We start from the raw sequence: 15,782 nt of genomic DNA, 5'->3' as shown, positions 1-15,782 counted from the left end.
GGAGCTATTCTTGTGGTGTGACATCCATTCTTAAAATGACCGAAGGAGCGGTGGCTGACGATGAAAGAGCAAATTCGCTGCGCAGTGCTTGGGCTTGGGAGATTGGGGTATTGGCATGCCGAGAATTTGGCGTCCAAGGTGAAAGGAGCCAAACTGGTCTATGTGGCGGACCCGTTCGGCGATTTGGCGGAGAGAACGGCGAGGGAGCTCGGTATTGAAAAATTCGCGACCGATGCGAATCGGGTGCTGGAAGACCCGTCGATCGATGCGGTCATTATCGCCACGCCCACCCCTGTTCATGCGGAAATGCTGGAGAAGGCGGCGCAGCACGGCAAGCATATTTTTATTGAAAAGCCGCTGACACAGAGCCTGGCTGAAGCCGACCGGGCGATTGCCGCGGTTAGAAAGCATCGGGTCAGCTGCCAGGTAGGGTTTATGCGAAGATTCGACGGCGCTTATGCGGAGGCGAAGCGGCGGATTCAAGCCGGGGACATCGGCACTCCGCTCTACTTCAAGGGCGTCTCCCGGGACCCGGGCTCTCCGCCGGAGGCTTTCATTAAAAACAGCGGCGGCATCTTCCTGGATATGTCGATCCACGATTACGATATAGCGAGGTTTTTGCTGAGCGCGGAGGCGACTTCGGTATCGGCTCATGGAAACGTTTTGGTCCATTCGTTCATGGAAGCCTATGGCGACGCGGATCAAGCGATCGCTTATTTGAGCTTCGATTCGGGTGCCGCCGCGGACATCGAGGCGAGCCGAAACGCCTTTTACGGCTACGATATTCGGGGAGAGGTCATCGGCAGCGAAGGCAGCCTGCTGATCGGCTCGCTGCGGCATCATGACGTGCAGCTGCTGACTCGAAACGGGAGCACGCACGATATTGTTCCGGCGTTCCCGCAGCGCTTCAAAGACGCTTATTTGAATGAAATATGCCATTTTATCGATTGCTTGCGCCGAGGCGAGGCCCCTTCCGTCAACGAACAGGACGGCAAAATAGCGCTGGAGATCGCCCTTGCCGCAAGAGAGTCCTACGAGACGGGGCAAAGGATCGCTCTTCCCGGTTACGCCTAACTAACGGTCACGATCGTATTTTGGATTTTGTTAAGGAGCTGGGGCATTTAAAAGATACGACGCGAACGGCCTGGACGCAGGAAGGAAGACGGGAAAGCGTCGCCGAGCATTCGTGGCGGTTAGCGCTGTTCTCCCTCAATCTCTCCTACGGCAAGGAGTTGGCGACACGGATTCCGCTTCTGAATCCGATCCGAGAATCGATAGACCGGGAGACCGGAGATAAAATCAAACAGCGGCAAGGATTCAAGGAGGTTTGATATGAGCGGAATTGCCCGAACACCAAAGCCGCCTTATTATGCGGTCATTTTCACATCCGAGCGGACAGAGGGGGATCATGGTTACGCTGAAATGGCGGAAGAAATGGAGAAACTTGCCTCAATCCAGCCCGGACGGATTTTTGGGAATGGAATTGAATGTTTATTATAGCGACGTTAGCGAAATGAGCCGCCTTTTGATAAGGCGGTTTATTTGTGTTGAACATCCGCCATAAGGGAGTTCAAGCACGGAGACTTGACTTTTGTATCGGTTCAAACTTTATAAAGTAGAAAATGTTTCCTGTTTTCGTTCTCCGACTCACCGAATTTGGGCTGCCGCTGCGAATGATTTGCATACAAGGATGAATCCGCCTCTGGGAAAGATAATGAAGGAAGGAGCTGAAGCAGGATGAACAGCGCAGACGAGGTGAAAAATGCTTTAACGAGGCTATTTGCGGCGATCGACTTGAACAGCCGCAGGCCGCTGGACAAAATTGCGGTTTATACCGCCGTTGTTTCGAGGCTCGACGAGAGAGAACGGCAGACGCTGGAGCAAGCGAGAGCGCTGATGGAGAATCGGCTGATCGAGGAACCGGCCGGATTTGCCCGCCGTGCCGCAGTATTGGCCGCAAAGCTCGAAGGGATCGGGGACGAGCTGCAGGCGGAGCTGGAAGCGCTGCGCGAGACGAAATAGATGTTGGAAGCTGCAAGACAAAGATAGCGGCTTCCTGTTGACGGATTCGCAGTTTTCGATTACATTGTTAATATACCTATACGGGTATATGTAATTTCGCGAGGTATTGCCAAGAAGCAAGCCTCATTATTTTTGCTGAAAATAATACCCATAGGGGTATTTGAGGGGGGAGTTACAGCGAACAAGTCAAGTTTCATTCATAAATAAAGGAGGCTAACGTATGTCCGCTCTCTCATTGATTACTGCGGAGCAACTGTATGCACAGATGCAATCCGGCCGGGAGGCCGTTATCTTGGACGTCCGCAATGCGGACGATGCGGCCGCGTGGAAGATAGAAGGCAGGCGGCTGACGCATATTCATATCCCTTATTTCGATTTTCTGGAGGAGGATGAGGAGCTGTTCCGCGCTCTGCCGCGGGATAAGGAGATTATCGTCGTCTGTGCCAAAGGCAACTCGGCCCAATTCGTCGCAGGGCTTCTCGAAGAACGCGGTTATATGGCCGCCGTCCTGCAAGGAGGCATGCGCGGCTGGAGCGAGCTGCATCATACCGCCGTTATTGCCGAGGATGAGACGATGAAGCTGATTCAGATCGTCCGGCCTGCCAAAGGCTGCTTATCCTATGCGATCGTATCGGAAGGGAAGGCGATGATCGTCGATGCAAGCCGCAGAACCGGCGTGTATCTTCAGCTTGCGGAAGCGTCGCCGTTCGAGATCGAGCATGTCGCCGACACCCATCTGCATGCCGATCATATATCGGGAGGCAGGTCGCTGGCGGAACAGACGGGGGCGGTGTATTATATATCCTCCGGCGAAGCGGACGGAACCGGCCTGGCGTTTGAGCCGCTGGAGCAGCATCCGGTTATCCGCGTAGGGCGGGCGCGGATCGAGGTACTTGCGATCCCGACGCCGGGGCATACGCCGGGCTCGACTTCGTTTTTGCTGAACGGCCGGTACTTGCTGTCGGGAGACACGGTATTCGTCAGCGGCTTGGGAAGGCCAGACCTCGGAGGGAAGGCGCGGCAATGGGCGGACGATCTGTACGAAACCTTGATCGGCCAAGTGAACCGATTATCCGATGAGGTGCTGGTACTGCCTGCGCATTTTGCCGGTATCGACGAGATGCGCGAGGACGGAACGGTTGCGGCACCGCTGGGACAAATCCGCGAGATGAACGCGATGATGCATCCGAACGACCGCGAATCGTTCATCGAGCAGGCGGCGGGAGCGGTATCGACGGAGAAACCGCCTCACTTTGAAGAAATTGTCGCGATTAACCGCGGCGAGCTGCAGGCAGACGACGAGCGCGCCGCCGAGCTGGAGCTCGGGCCCAACCGCTGCGCCGTCCATCACCGGCATTAGCACTGGCGACAAGAGCGATCGGAAGACGTTTCCGAACGCGTAGTCGGCGTTTTTCACCTTTTTTAATCAAAGGAGGACATAAAATGAACACTCGAATTATAGACGCCAAAGGGCTTGCTTGCCCTATGCCGATCGTCAAGGCGAAGAAAGCGATCGATGCGATGGAAAGCGGCCAAATGATGGAATTGTTAACGACGGATCAAGGCTCGCTGAACGATGTTCAGGCTTGGGTCAAGCGCACCGGCCACGAGCTGGTCGAAATACGGGAGGAGCAAGGAGCGTATTCGTTCCGAATCCAAAAGAAGTAATCGCTTGTGCATCATACCCTTGAGGGTATACAATAAGACAGATGCCGACCAAATGAATTGGAGGAGGAGTATTCGTTTGAACCTGATCCTTATTGCGGTTGTAGCTGTCAGTTTGTATTGGATGTATAGAAACCGGCCGGTCCGCGGCGTGCCGTCTATCGAGGCGAACGTGCTGCTGCAGCGTCTGCGAAATGAAGCCGGCTTTTTGCAAATCGTCGATGTCCGCGATCAGAACGATTACTATGCGGATCACATCGAAGGCTCGGTCAACATATCGCTCGGGAGACTGCCGTTTATTAAGAAGCATGGGCTGAATAAGGAAGCCGAAACGATCATTATCGCCGATGTAAATAGAGAGAGCCGGCAGGCTGCACGAATTTTGCGCAAATCCGGATTTACGCGGCTTGTTTACTTGGAGCATGGCATCCAATCGCTGAAACGGGCGGAGCGGGGCGTCAGAGCGGCCCAAGCTCATGTGTGCTGCTGTTCCAGAGGCTGCTGAAGATAGAGAAAGACTAAATTTTTTTTGAATTTATTAATACCTATACGGGTATATGTAAAATAACAAGCGGGAGGAGCCGTTCCTATGGAGGAGCATCCGGAGAAAACGACGATCGTTCTGTTCAGCGGCGATTTGGATAAAGCGATTGCGGCCTTCATTATCGCCAATGGCGCCGCGGCTTACGATCATGAAGTGACGATCTTTTTTACCTTCTGGGGATTGAACACGCTGCGTAAGGACGCCCCGGTACGTTTGAAAAAAGGCTGGCTGGAGAGCCTGTTCGCCAAAATGATGCCGCGCGGAGCGGATAAGCTGGGACTTTCCCGGATGAATTTTGCCGGTATGGGCCCGCAGATGATCAAGCATGTGATGAAAAAGCATCGGGCGCTTTCGCTGCCGCAGCTCATTGAACTCGCCCGGGAGCAGGGAGTCAAGCTGGTGGCCTGCACGATGACGATGGATTTGCTCGGCCTTCAGAAGGAGGAACTGCTGGACGGAATCGAGTATGCCGGCGTAGCCGCTTATTTGGGCGACGCCGCCGAGGCGAAAGTAAATTTGTTCATTTGACGATGGCGGCTTTCTCGCGGCATATTGTGTTCATCGCGCGTATCGGCAATAATATACCTATACAGGTATACGACGAAAGGAATGAAATACGCCATGTCGATGACATATGACGACGATGTGAAGAGAAGGCTGAAACGGATGGAAGGGCAAATTCGCGGCATTTTGAAAATGATGGAGGAAGAGCAGGACTGCAAGGATGTGGTCAGCCAGCTGTCTGCGGTGCGCAGCGCTGCGGACAAGGCGATCGCCTACGTCGTTGCGGTCAATTTGGAAAGATGCATTACCGAGGAGAAGGAAGCGGGCAGAGATTCAAGCAAGATGGTGAAGCAGGCGGTAGAGCTGCTGGTGAAGAGCCGGTAGCTCTTTCTCTTTGGCTGTGTTCCGGACGAACCGCGGTGTAATAGACGGAATGAAAACGGGCATATTAAAGCTAGAGGTGAACCGTATGCTGCATCCCGAATGCGACGTATCCCCGATGAGAGAACAGCTGAAGCAGCAGATGCGTCATATTGCCGATGAGCTTCAGCGCAGCCTGGACGAGATGAACGACGAAGACTACTGCATGCTCAGCCAATTCGATGACATCCGCGAAGCGTTCAGGCAGGTGCAGGCCAAGGCGGCGTCTTTTTATTTGCAGTGCTACTTGTCTGCGTTTACGAACAATTTCATGGACTTGTCCATTTGCATTCAGCATTTGTCCGAACGGCGCCACGGCGCGCTCATTGTCGTGCAGCGAAACGATCCGCTCGACGGAATTTTGCATTCGGGCATTCCGATGCAGGCCAACCTGTCGTATCCGCTGCTCGAATCCGTGTTTTACCCAGGGAACCCACTGCATGACGGAGCCGTGCTCATCCATTCCGACCGGATCGTGTCGGCGGCCAACGTTCTTCCGGTTTCCCATGTGGCCGTGACCGGCAAAAAAATCGGCACCCGGCACCGAGCAGCAATCGGGCTCGCGGAGCAGACGGACGCGCTCATTCTGGTCGTGTCCGAGGAAACGGGCGACGCCTCGTTCGCGTTCAAGGGAAAGCTGCATCCGCTGAGCGGCATCGATGCTTTGGTGGAGGAAGGAATGCCGCAATAAGCGGCAACAGATTTTAGGAGAACAGGCTGCGGGGAGCCCGTTCTTTTTTTAATTGTTTAGGAAATGATGTGCAGCAATATCCTGTAGATATCCGGGGGGCTCCCCCGAAAGTAATGTCTAACCATAGAACGATCCCAGCGGAATGGTTAGACGCCGATCCAGCCTAGGCTGGATGCGGACGGAATAAGCTTCAGAGCATCACGTCGCTTTTGGGGGATTTGTTCTGCCCGAGCCTTAAGCGCGGCTCTTCTGGATGTTCAGCCGGTATTGGTGCGGCGTCGTGCCCATCGTTTCCTTGAACACGCGGCAAAAATACGACGGATTGGGCAGGCCCGCACGAAGGCCGATCTCCGGCACGGTTAGCGACGTCGTCGTCAGCAGCAGGCAGGCGTGCCTGATCCGCGTAGCTGTCACATAGGCGAGAATCGTCGTTCCCGTAGCCTCCTTGAACAGATGGGCGATATGGTAACGGGACAAGTGCAGCTCCTTAGCCATCTGCTCCAGCCGAAACGGCTCGGCGTAATGCCGCTCGATCCACTGCATGATCTGCTCGGCGCGGTGAGGATGTCTTGCCGACAGCGTAGTCTGCTCGTCCGGCTCTTCCCGCTTGGCCAGCTCGGCGCGGCGAAGCTGCCGCATCAAACCGAGGAGGAAGAACATCCATTCCTCCTGTTTTTCCGCCGGAAGGATGGTTCTGCGCGCTTCGTGAAACGACTTCATCCATAAGAGGGCCGGGTCCGCTTCATCCAGCATACGGATGGGCCGGGCCGCTTTGGCATGCTGCTTAAGCGACGCGAAGAAGCTCTTGAGCAGCGGGAACGTCTCCCAATACGGGGTGAGCAGAGCCGGGTCGAACATGATCACGCTGCGGATGAACGGCCGCTCCGCGGTGACGTGAATTTGTACGCGGTGCAGCTGAAACGGGTGGAATACCATCAGCGTTCCCGGACCGATGGGATAGGTGCGGCCTTCGACGATCAAGTTGCCGACGCCTTCATGGATATAGGTGAACTCCATTTCGAGATGCGCGTGAAACACCTCCTTGAAGGCGCTTTCGGAAGTGCGTTTGTAGTCAAACGAGAACGGTTCGGCGGTCATCCGGTTCATCTCCCCAAGCATAGTTATGGCGCGGCGCGCCAGGCCGAATAACTTGGTTCCATTATAGCAAGATCTGAGCATTTTTACACAATATCGGATCATAAAAATATCCCGCTCTCGCTTATGATGGAAGTATGATGACGAGGGAGGAATGTACGATATGATTCGTGTTGCGATTATTGGCGCGGGAGCGATTTCGAGAGCGCATATCGAAGGATATTTGGCGTTTCCGGAGCGATGCCAGATTGTTGCGGTTGCCGATATTTTTGTGGAAAAGGCCGAGGAAGCGGTCGACAAATTCGGATTGGCGGGCCAAGCCCGAGCCGCAGCCGACTACAAGGAGCTGCTCGGTCAAGGAATCGACCTTGTCTCCGTCTGCACGCCGCCGTATACGCATGCCGAAATTGCCAAATCGTTCTTGCTGGCGGGCTCTCATGTGCTGGTGGAGAAGCCGATGGCCGCCTCGCTCCGCGAATGCGACGAGATGAACGAAGCGGCGGCGCAGAGCGGCAAAATATTGTCCGTCGTAGCGCAGAACCGCTTCCGTTCGCCGATGATGAAGCTGAAGCAGGTGCTGGATGAAGGACTCGCCGGCAAGATCGTCCACGCCCAGGTCGATTCGTACTGGTGGCGGGGCCATTGCTACTACGATCTGTGGTGGCGCGGCACCTGGGAGAAGGAAGGCGGGGGCTGCACGATCAACCACGCCGTTCATCATATCGATGCCTTGCAGTGGATGATGGGGATGCCGAAGGAAGTGCAGGCGCTGATGGCCAACACCTCGCACGACAACGCCGAAGTGGAGGATTTGTCGGTAGCGGTTCTGCGCTTTGACAGCGGGGCGCTCGGCCAGGTGACCAGCTCGGTCGTGCATCACGGGGAGGAGCAGCAGCTGATCTTCCAAGGCGCGGCGGCGCGTATTTCCGCTCCGTGGAAGGTCAAGGCGTCCGTCTCCAAGGAGAACGGCTTTCCCCAGCCGAATCCGGAGCTGGAACGGCAGCTTCAGGAGCTGTACGACCGGCTGCCCGAAGTGGAGCATGAAGGGCATAAAGGTCAGATCGACAACGTGCTTCAAGGGATCGAGCAGGGCACGCCGGTACTGATCGACGGGCATAGCGGACGCAGCACGCTGGAGCTGATTACCGCGATCTATAAATCGGCGAGCACGAACCAGCTGGTGAAGCTGCCGCTTGCTCAGGAAGACCCTTTTTACACAAGAGAGGGGATTCAAGCCCATGCCACGCATTTTTACGAGAAAACACGCTCCGTTACCGGGTTCAGCAAAAATGAAATTACCGTATCGGGAGAGAAATAAGCGATAATCGCATAGCGCAGAATGAAGGAAAAGCGGCCTCGCACGGCTGCTTTTTCTTTTTTTTCGTATAACGGTTTGGGCTGTGTACGGTTTTCGGAGCCATGCAATATCCAAAAATTGGATAAAACTTTTTGCCACTCCATTCATATTTAGTTCATATTAGTGCAGTAAGATAATGTAGGGAAGTTCTTGCCTATTTATGGTATGGTGGATGAAATGAAGTGACGTGGGGGAAGAAAGTCATGACCAAAATTTTAATCGTTGACGACGATCCGTTTATACGCCAGTTGATTAAGCTGGCCCTGCGCGGCGAGGAGATGCAGCTTCTGGACAGCAGTAACGGCGTGGAAGCGCTGGAGATGCTCGAACGGACGCGCGTAGATTTGATGATTCTGGATATTATGATGCCGCAGATGGACGGCTGGGAGCTGTGCAGGGAAGTGCGGGCGCGTTATCCCGATCTGCCGCTGCTGATGGTCACCGCCAAGAGCGAGCAGGCCCATAAGGTCAAAGGCTTCCAGCTCGGGACCGACGATTATGTGGTCAAGCCGTTCGATCCGCTGGAACTGGCGATGAGGGTCAAGGCGCTGATGAAGCGCTATAAAATTAACGTATCGCAAACCGTTCAAATAGGCGATGTCGAGCTCAACCGGAGCAATCTCGAGGTCGTTCAAGGAGGACAGCGGCAAACGCTGCCTTTGAAGGAATTCGAGCTGCTGTTCAAGCTGGCCGGGCATCCGAATCAAGTGTTTACCCGCAACCAGCTCGTCGATCAAATTTGGGGAATGGACTACGAGGGCGAAGAGCGTACGGTAGATGTACATATTAAAAGGCTGCGCGAGAGATTTCCCGAAGAGACTTCATCCTTCGCGATCGTGACGGTGCGCGGGCTAGGCTACAAACTGGAGCTGAGAGCATGATCCGTTCTTTATATGTCCGGGTTGCGCTGACGTTTATGCTGTCCGTCATATTGGGGCTGATTATCGCCTTCTATGCCTCGAATTACTGGTTCAGAGATATGTTCGAATCGGGGATGCAGAAGGATTTGTCCAATGCGTCGGAGGATATTGCCGCTATTTTCCGGGAAATGAAAGGCGTGGATATGGACGCTTATTTGCATCATTTGCATTGGGTGCAGCGGTATTACATTACGGTGTTCGACGAGCAGCTGCACCGGACGGTGCTAGGTCCGGACCAGCCGCTCCCGGAAATTCCGCAGCAGGCGGTGGAGCAAGTATTGAAAGGACAGCAAGCCGCCCAGTCCGGGGAGCCGATCGAGCAGTGGGTCGGACGTCCTCTGTCCTTGAACGGGCACAGCTACGCGGTTTTCGTACAGCCGGTCATGCGCAATAACGAGGACAATTTTCGCTATATTTTGTTTACCGTCCTCGCAATTACGCTCATTATGGGCAGCTTGTTCGTCCTGATCGCGGCGCGTTATTTGGTGCAGCCGCTGAAGCTGATGACGCGCGCTACGCAGCGCATATCGAAGGGAGACTTCGACATTACGTTCACCTGGCTCGAGCGCAAGGACGAGGTGGGGGAGCTGGCGCGCAGCTTCAGCCAAATGGCGGGCGAACTGAAGCAGCTCGAGCTGATGCGACAAGATTTCGTCTCCAGCGTGTCGCACGAGATTCAGTCGCCGTTAACCTCGATCGCCGGTTTTTCCAAAATGATTCGGTACTCGGATTTGCCGGAGGAGGAGCGCAACCACTATTTGGATATTATCCAAACGGAATCGGAGCGCTTATCGCGGCTCAGCGAAAACTTGCTCAGCTTAGCTTCGCTGGAGTCGGAGCATCACCCGTTCCATCCCGTCGTATACCGGCTGGACGAGCAAATCCGGCGCATTATTGTCACCCAGGAGCCGATCTGGTCGGCTAAGCGGCTGGACCTGCAGCTGAATCTTCCGCCCGTCATGCTGTCGGCCGACGAAGACCAGCTGAGTCAGGTATGGATTAATCTGCTGCATAACGCGATCAAATTTACTCCCGAGGGCGGCGTCATCCGCGTGAAGCTTGAGGCGCTGGTCGACCGGGTGCAGGTGACGGTGCACGATTCGGGCATCGGTATGGGACCCGAGGAGCTGGCGCATATATTCGACCGCTTCTACAAAGCGGACCGCGCCAGACAGCGCGAAGTCGGGGGCAGCGGGCTGGGGCTGGCGATCGTCCGCAAAATCGTCGATCTTCACTGCGGGATCATTACGGTCGACAGCAAGCCGGGCCAAGGCTCCCTGTTTAAGGTGATGCTGCCCGGCGCGGTGAAGAAAAGAAACGCCGGCGCTTGAAAGGCCGGGAGACTATTTTGCGCATTGTGCTCTTCGCATTGTGCTCTTAAGAGCTTGCGGAAGAATGCGGTGAACTGCCTGAAGGCGCAGCCCGCAAAGATGGTTAAAGACTGACGGTGAAGTTCTCTGTCAGTTTTTTGGTTGTTTAGGAAATGATGCGCAGCCATATCCTGTGGAAATCCGTGGGCTCCCCCGAAAGGAAAGTCTACCCATAGAACGATCCCGGAGGAAGGGTTAGACGCCGATCCAGCTTAGGCTGGATGCGGACGGAATAAGCTTCAGTGCATCACGTCACTTTTGGGGGATTTGTTCCGCTTATTCTCACCGTCTGCGTTACCCATAAAATTTAACGGACACCATGGCAGCTAATCTCGTTACAAACGGCCGTTTTCAAATGGCAACGGTCGCCACGGCGCTTATTAGTCCCGATTTGCTTATCAAGAGAGATATTTCTATTAAGTAGCTGCAATCATGTCCGCTAGAATTCAAGAAGCTGATTATAGGGTCCAATAACGGCATCAGTGTCCGTTGGAGGCTTGCGCAACGGTTACAGCCGCAGTTGTGGCCATACAGAAGCCGGTTCCCGACAAAATATGCGCCAGTTCATATTCAGTTCATACTTCCATATTATTCTATTCTGGTGTACATACAACCAAAAGATAAATCAGGAAAGGACCGAGGGGAGTGCTGAAATGAACCGATTAACCCATTTTTCGATGAAAAATGTCTCCGCCTTGTTCATCATCATGATTCTCTTGTTCGGCAGCGGCGTCTACGCCACGAGCAAGCTGAAGGTGGAGAACATGCCGAACGTATCGTTCCCGGTCGTTATGGTAAGCGCGACCTATACGGGCTCGCCGAAGGACGTCATGGAACAAGTGACCGAGCCGTTGGAGAAGAAGCTGGCCAATATCGAGGATTTGGACTCGATGTCGTCGACTTCCAGCGAGAACAATGCCAGGGTCATTTTGCAGTTCAAGCAAAATGTCGATACGGATAAGAAGAAGCAGGATGTCGAGAGCCTGCTGCAGGAAGTTCAGCTTCCTGATTCGGCGGGTACGCCGAAAGCGTCGACGTTCGGAGCGTCCTCGATGCCTTCGATCTACCTGGTGGCTTATGCCGAGAACGGAATGAGCCAGACCGAGCTGGACAAGCGTTATGAGGATACGATCAAGCCGGACCTGGAATCGGTCAAAGGGATCGACCATCTGGATTCGATCGGCGTCAGAGATACCAGTCTCGACATTGAACTGGACGCAGACGCCCTGAACGCGTACGGATTAACGCCGCCTCAGGTGACGAGCGCCTTGCGGGCTGCCGTGACGAAGAGTCCGATCGGCAGCGTCGAAATTAGCGGGAACGACAAGAGCGCCCGCGTGACGGGCGATATTCAGAGCGTCTACGATATTGAACAAATCGAAATAACGACTCCTAAGGGAGATATTATTACACTGGATCGCGTGGCTAAGGTTAAAGCGATTACCGAGTCCAACTTCTCCGGACGTTTGGACGGCAAGCCGGCCATTGCGATGATTTTGTACAAAACCGGCAGCGCAAACGCCGTCGATTTCTCGAACAGTGTCGAGAAGCTGAAGGAGCAGTGGAAGCAATCTATGCCTAACGCTGTGTTCAAAACGACCTATGACGGCGCGGACGAAATCAAGGAATCGATCAACGGGATGCTGCGGGAGGGCGTCGTCGGAGCGCTTCTGGCTTCCTTTATGATTCTCCTGTTTCTGCGCAACGTGCGGATGACGCTGATCGTGCTCGTGTCGATACCGTTGTCCATTTTGATTACGCTGCTGCTGATGTGGGAGCTCGGGCTGACGCTGAATACGATGACGCTCGGCGGCATGTTCATCGCGGTCGGGCGCGTCGTCGACGATTCGATCGTCGTTATCGAGAACATCTATACGACGCTGGAGAAAGCTCAGGAGCGCAAGGAATCGGTCATCGTCCTGGCCACGAAGCAGGTGGCGATGGCAATCACTTCGTCTACGCTGGCTACGGTCGGCGTGTTCGCTCCGATCGGGATGGTCAGCGGCGTCGTCGGCGGATTTTTCCGGCCGTTTGCCATTACGCTGGCCTGCGCGCTGCTCTCGTCCTTGCTCGTCGCATTGACGGTCATTCCGATGCTGGCGAAGCTGCTCGTGCTGCGCGGCAAGGTGAAGCATGCATCCCATGATCAGGAGAAGCAGGGCAAATTTATGACCGTTTACGAGAATGTCCTTCATTGGTCGCTGACCCATCGAATCAAATCGCTGCTTCTGGCGGCGCTGTTGTTCGTAGGCACACTGGCTGCGACCATTCCTGCGCTCGGCGTATCGTTTCTTCCCGACGGGAAGCCGTCGCGGACGATGTATTTTGTCATGAAGCTGCCCAATGAAACGGCATTCGAAGCGACCAAGGAAAAGACGCAGGAGCTGGAGCAGCTGCTGATGGACGCCAAGGACAGCCAAGGCAATAAGTTGTTTACTTATGTCGAAGGCTTGGCGGGGTATAACGGCAACGGGGATAACCGGGTCGCTTACGCTGCGCAAATTTATGTGGAAGTTAATGAGCAAGTAGACCCCGATCAAGTGAAGGAGCAGGCGAAGCAGTTCATTCTCTCGGAGCTTCCCGCAGGGTCCGAGGTACAGCCGAGGGGAGTCGGAGGCGGCAACGGCGTGTCGAGCACCGACTTTTCCTATAACCTGAAAGGGGAAGATCAGACGAGGCTGGAGGAGGCTGCGGCCATCATCAAGACGAAGATGGAGGAGTTTCCCGAGCTTAGCGAAATCGAAGACAGCCTGAGCGACGGCAAAACCGAGGTAGAGATCGCGGTCGACCAGAAAAAGGCGAGAGCGTTCGGTTTGACGGCCTCGTCGGTGCGGGAGACCGCCAGCACGTGGATTCAAAAGCAAAATCTCGGCGATCTGAAGCTGGACGGCGTAACTTATACGACAACCGTGTCGATGGATAAATCCGATAAAAACTCGCTGGAAAAGCTGGGCAATATTCCGCTCGCAGGTACGGGCGGCCAAACTGTCTACTTGAAGGAAGTCGCCAAAATTAGTCTCGTTCCCGGCGCCGTATCGCTTGGACGCGACGACCAGAAGCAGCTGGTGCGGGTGACGGCGAAGATTAAAGCGGAAGACAAAAACGCCGTAAGCGGCAAAGTATCGGCCGCCTTGCGTTCCGTTGAACTGCCTGACGGCGTAACCCGCGAGGTCAGAGGCGTTAACGAAGATATTAACGAAAGCTTCACCCAGCTGTTTATGGCTATGGCCGTCGCCGTCTTCATGGTGTATCTGGTCATGGTGCTCGCTTTCGGAAATGCGGCGGCACCGTTCGCCATTCTGTTCTCGCTGCCGCTTGCCGCCATCGGTGGATTGATCGGTCTGGTCGTTACGCGGCAGGCGCTGAACGTGACGTCCATGATCGGCTTCATGATGCTGATCGGGATTGTCGTTACCAATGCGATCGTGCTGGTCGACCGCGCCCAGCAGCTAAGAGAAGAGGGTTATACGGTTCGTCATGCCTTGATCGAAGCGGGTAAAGTCCGCCTAAGACCAATCATTATGACGGCCGGCGCTACGATAATGGCGCTATTCCCGCTCGCACTGGGCTTATCCGGAGAAGGCGCGCTGATCGGCAAAGGACTCGGCGTCGTCGTTATCGGCGGGCTGATCACCTCGACGATTTTAACGCTGATCGTCGTTCCGATTGTGTACGAGCTGATCGAGGAGATCAAGGCGCGCATATCCCGCTTGCTGCATAAAGCGGACCATTCGGCCGCTCCGACAAGCACGCTGGAAGGATAAAAGGTCGGTGCACGAATCCGATCCGTATAGAATGCAAGGAATCAATCAGGGGATTTGGAAAAGCATGGAGGAGGCAGAACGATGAAGAGGATCAGCATGGGAAAGGGTACAAGGCAATATCACGCCGTCCGCATTCTGGCCGTATTGACGCTGGCGGCCGTCATGGCGGCCGGCTGCTCGGCCCCCGGCGGGCCCAAGGGAGCGGCGCAGGCGCAGCTGCAGGTAAGAGCCGTTAAGACGGAGCCGGTGGCCAAGCAGCGGATCAGCGATCCGGCCGAGCAGGTGGCGGATATTTCGGCCGGAACCGCGATTGATATTGCAACCAAAGCGAACGGGGAAGTCATTGAAGTATTGAAGAAACGCGGGGATTATGTCGAAAAAGGCGAAGTATTGTTCCGTGTCGACAGCAAGGATGCGGAATCGGCCAAGCGGAAAAACGAGCTGGCGGTAAGGAGCTCGCAAGAGTCGCTGCAGAAGGCGAAGGACGATCAGATCAACAACCGCAAGGATTTGGCCGATGCGGTGCAGAAGGCCGAAACGGCGCTGAAGAACGCGCAGCAGGATTATAACAAAATGCGCAACGATTACGACAACGGTTTGGCAAGCGACCATCAGTTGGAGCAGGCGCAGCAGCAGGTGGACAATGCCCGCATGAGCCTGGAATCGGCTCAGAACAAGCTGGCCGCAAACGATAACAACAATACGATCGCTTCGGCCGAGACGCAGGCGGAAACCAATCAGCTGGCGCTGGAGGATTCCATCCGCGCGCTGGACAATTATAACGTCAAGGCTCCGGCCAGCGGGGTGCTGACCGATTTTACCCCCGAGGTCGGGCAGACGGTCAACACCGCATCGAAGCTCGGTCAGGTGCTGCAGATCGACCCTGTGAAGATCACGACGGAGCTGAGCGAGACCAATATGAAGCTGGTCAAAAACAAGAAGGAGCTCGTTTACTATAGCCCGGATAACCCGGACAAGAAGGGAACGGCTCAAATCAGCTACCTGGCTCCGGTCATGAGCGCGCAGACGAAAACTTATACGCTGGAGCTGGAGGTCGCCAATCCGGACCATACGATCACGCCTGGGACGCGCGTGATGGTTCAGCTGACGACGGAGGAAGAAGAGAAGGTCGTCGTTGTGCCGACGTTAAGCATTATCCGGGAGGAATCGGACGCGTTCGTCTTCGTGCAGCAGGGAGATACGTATCAGAAGCGCAAAATCAAGCTGGGCCGTATCAACGGCTCTTATCAGGAAGTGCTGGACGGCGTGAAGGAAGGCGAGCAGTTGGTCGTTACCGGACAGCATCAGCTTAAGGACGGACAGAAGGTAGAAGCCGCGTCTGCGGCGCCTTCCCCGTCTCCGGCTCCGGCGGGAGCCGCCCCGGACGGGCAGAAGCAAGCCAAATAATCCGACAGTGAGGAGTGGACACA

At 55.1% G+C, this 15,782-nt stretch carries 15 protein-coding genes and 1 pseudogene; 15 read left to right on the top strand and 1 reads right to left on the bottom strand.

What is annotated here, in order from left to right; all coding sequences use genetic code 11:
* The first annotated feature begins 60 nt into the window (after positions 1-60).
* The 10 genes and pseudogenes from iolG to cdaS all read left to right on the top strand — a co-directional run bounded on the left by iolG (position 61) and on the right by cdaS (position 5,846).
* Positions 61-1,074, top strand: coding sequence for an inositol 2-dehydrogenase (iolG, locus tag N0M98_RS16280; RefSeq protein WP_259618555.1), 1,014 nt, complete (start codon positions 61-63; stop codon positions 1,072-1,074).
* A 20-nt stretch (positions 1,075-1,094) separates the two neighbouring features.
* Positions 1,095-1,331, top strand: a complete 237-nt coding sequence (locus tag N0M98_RS16275; protein WP_259618554.1) for an HD domain-containing protein — start codon at positions 1,095-1,097, stop codon at positions 1,329-1,331.
* A 1-nt stretch (position 1,332) separates the two neighbouring features.
* A pseudogene (locus N0M98_RS16270) lies at positions 1,333-1,464 on the top strand (antibiotic biosynthesis monooxygenase); the annotation flags it as partial.
* Between the two features lie 273 nt (positions 1,465-1,737).
* On the top strand, positions 1,738-2,022 hold the full coding sequence (locus N0M98_RS16265; protein WP_249865574.1) for a hypothetical protein: 285 nt from the start codon (positions 1,738-1,740) through the stop codon (positions 2,020-2,022).
* A gap of 220 nt (positions 2,023-2,242) precedes the next feature.
* Entirely contained in the window at positions 2,243-3,382 is a 1,140-nt protein-coding gene (locus N0M98_RS16260) for an MBL fold metallo-hydrolase (protein WP_259618553.1), read from the top strand.
* A gap of 83 nt (positions 3,383-3,465) precedes the next feature.
* Positions 3,466-3,690 (top strand): sulfurtransferase TusA family protein, encoded by a 225-nt coding sequence (locus N0M98_RS16255; protein ID WP_259618552.1) that lies wholly within the window; start codon positions 3,466-3,468, stop codon positions 3,688-3,690.
* A gap of 76 nt (positions 3,691-3,766) precedes the next feature.
* Positions 3,767-4,192, top strand: coding sequence for a rhodanese-like domain-containing protein (locus N0M98_RS16250; RefSeq protein ID WP_259618551.1), 426 nt, complete (start codon positions 3,767-3,769; stop codon positions 4,190-4,192).
* Between the two features lie 84 nt (positions 4,193-4,276).
* Positions 4,277-4,759 (top strand): DsrE/DsrF/DrsH-like family protein, encoded by a 483-nt coding sequence (locus N0M98_RS16245; protein ID WP_249865570.1) that lies wholly within the window; start codon positions 4,277-4,279, stop codon positions 4,757-4,759.
* A 93-nt stretch (positions 4,760-4,852) separates the two neighbouring features.
* A complete protein-coding gene (locus N0M98_RS16240) occupies positions 4,853-5,119 on the top strand; it encodes a metal-sensitive transcriptional regulator (RefSeq protein ID WP_375295495.1) in 267 nt (88 codons plus the stop codon).
* An 85-nt stretch (positions 5,120-5,204) separates the two neighbouring features.
* Positions 5,205-5,846 (top strand): sporulation-specific diadenylate cyclase CdaS, encoded by a 642-nt coding sequence (cdaS, locus tag N0M98_RS16235; RefSeq protein WP_249866290.1) that lies wholly within the window; start codon positions 5,205-5,207, stop codon positions 5,844-5,846.
* A gap of 234 nt (positions 5,847-6,080) precedes the next feature.
* Here cdaS and N0M98_RS16230 read toward each other — a convergent pair whose 3' ends face one another.
* Entirely contained in the window at positions 6,081-6,944 is an 864-nt protein-coding gene (locus N0M98_RS16230; RefSeq protein WP_259618550.1) for an AraC family transcriptional regulator, read from the bottom strand.
* A gap of 160 nt (positions 6,945-7,104) precedes the next feature.
* On the opposite strand from N0M98_RS16230, the gene N0M98_RS16225 reads away from it, so the two are divergent.
* From N0M98_RS16225 to N0M98_RS16205, 5 genes are all read left to right on the top strand, one after another.
* Positions 7,105-8,259, top strand: coding sequence for a Gfo/Idh/MocA family protein (locus N0M98_RS16225; RefSeq protein ID WP_249865568.1), 1,155 nt, complete (start codon positions 7,105-7,107; stop codon positions 8,257-8,259).
* A 242-nt stretch (positions 8,260-8,501) separates the two neighbouring features.
* Positions 8,502-9,179, top strand: coding sequence for a response regulator transcription factor (locus tag N0M98_RS16220; protein WP_259618549.1), 678 nt, complete (start codon positions 8,502-8,504; stop codon positions 9,177-9,179).
* Complete coding sequence (locus N0M98_RS16215) at positions 9,176-10,549, top strand: sensor histidine kinase (protein WP_259618548.1); 1,374 nt, start codon at positions 9,176-9,178, stop codon at positions 10,547-10,549. The genes N0M98_RS16220 and N0M98_RS16215 overlap by 4 nt, the downstream gene beginning before the upstream one ends.
* 692 nt (positions 10,550-11,241) lie before the next feature.
* Entirely contained in the window at positions 11,242-14,352 is a 3,111-nt protein-coding gene (locus N0M98_RS16210; RefSeq protein ID WP_259618547.1) for an efflux RND transporter permease subunit, read from the top strand.
* Positions 14,353-14,433: 81 nt separating this feature from the next.
* Entirely contained in the window at positions 14,434-15,759 is a 1,326-nt protein-coding gene (locus tag N0M98_RS16205) for an efflux RND transporter periplasmic adaptor subunit (RefSeq protein ID WP_249865564.1), read from the top strand.
* The last annotated feature ends 23 nt before the right edge of the window (positions 15,760-15,782 follow it).

Origin of the sequence: Paenibacillus doosanensis (assembly GCF_025060755.1) — a bacterium.
Taxonomy (GTDB): domain Bacteria; phylum Bacillota; class Bacilli; order Paenibacillales; family NBRC-103111; genus Paenibacillus_S; species Paenibacillus_S doosanensis.
Note: the sequence above shows the minus strand (reverse complement) of the source record. Positions and strands in the feature narration are given on the sequence as shown.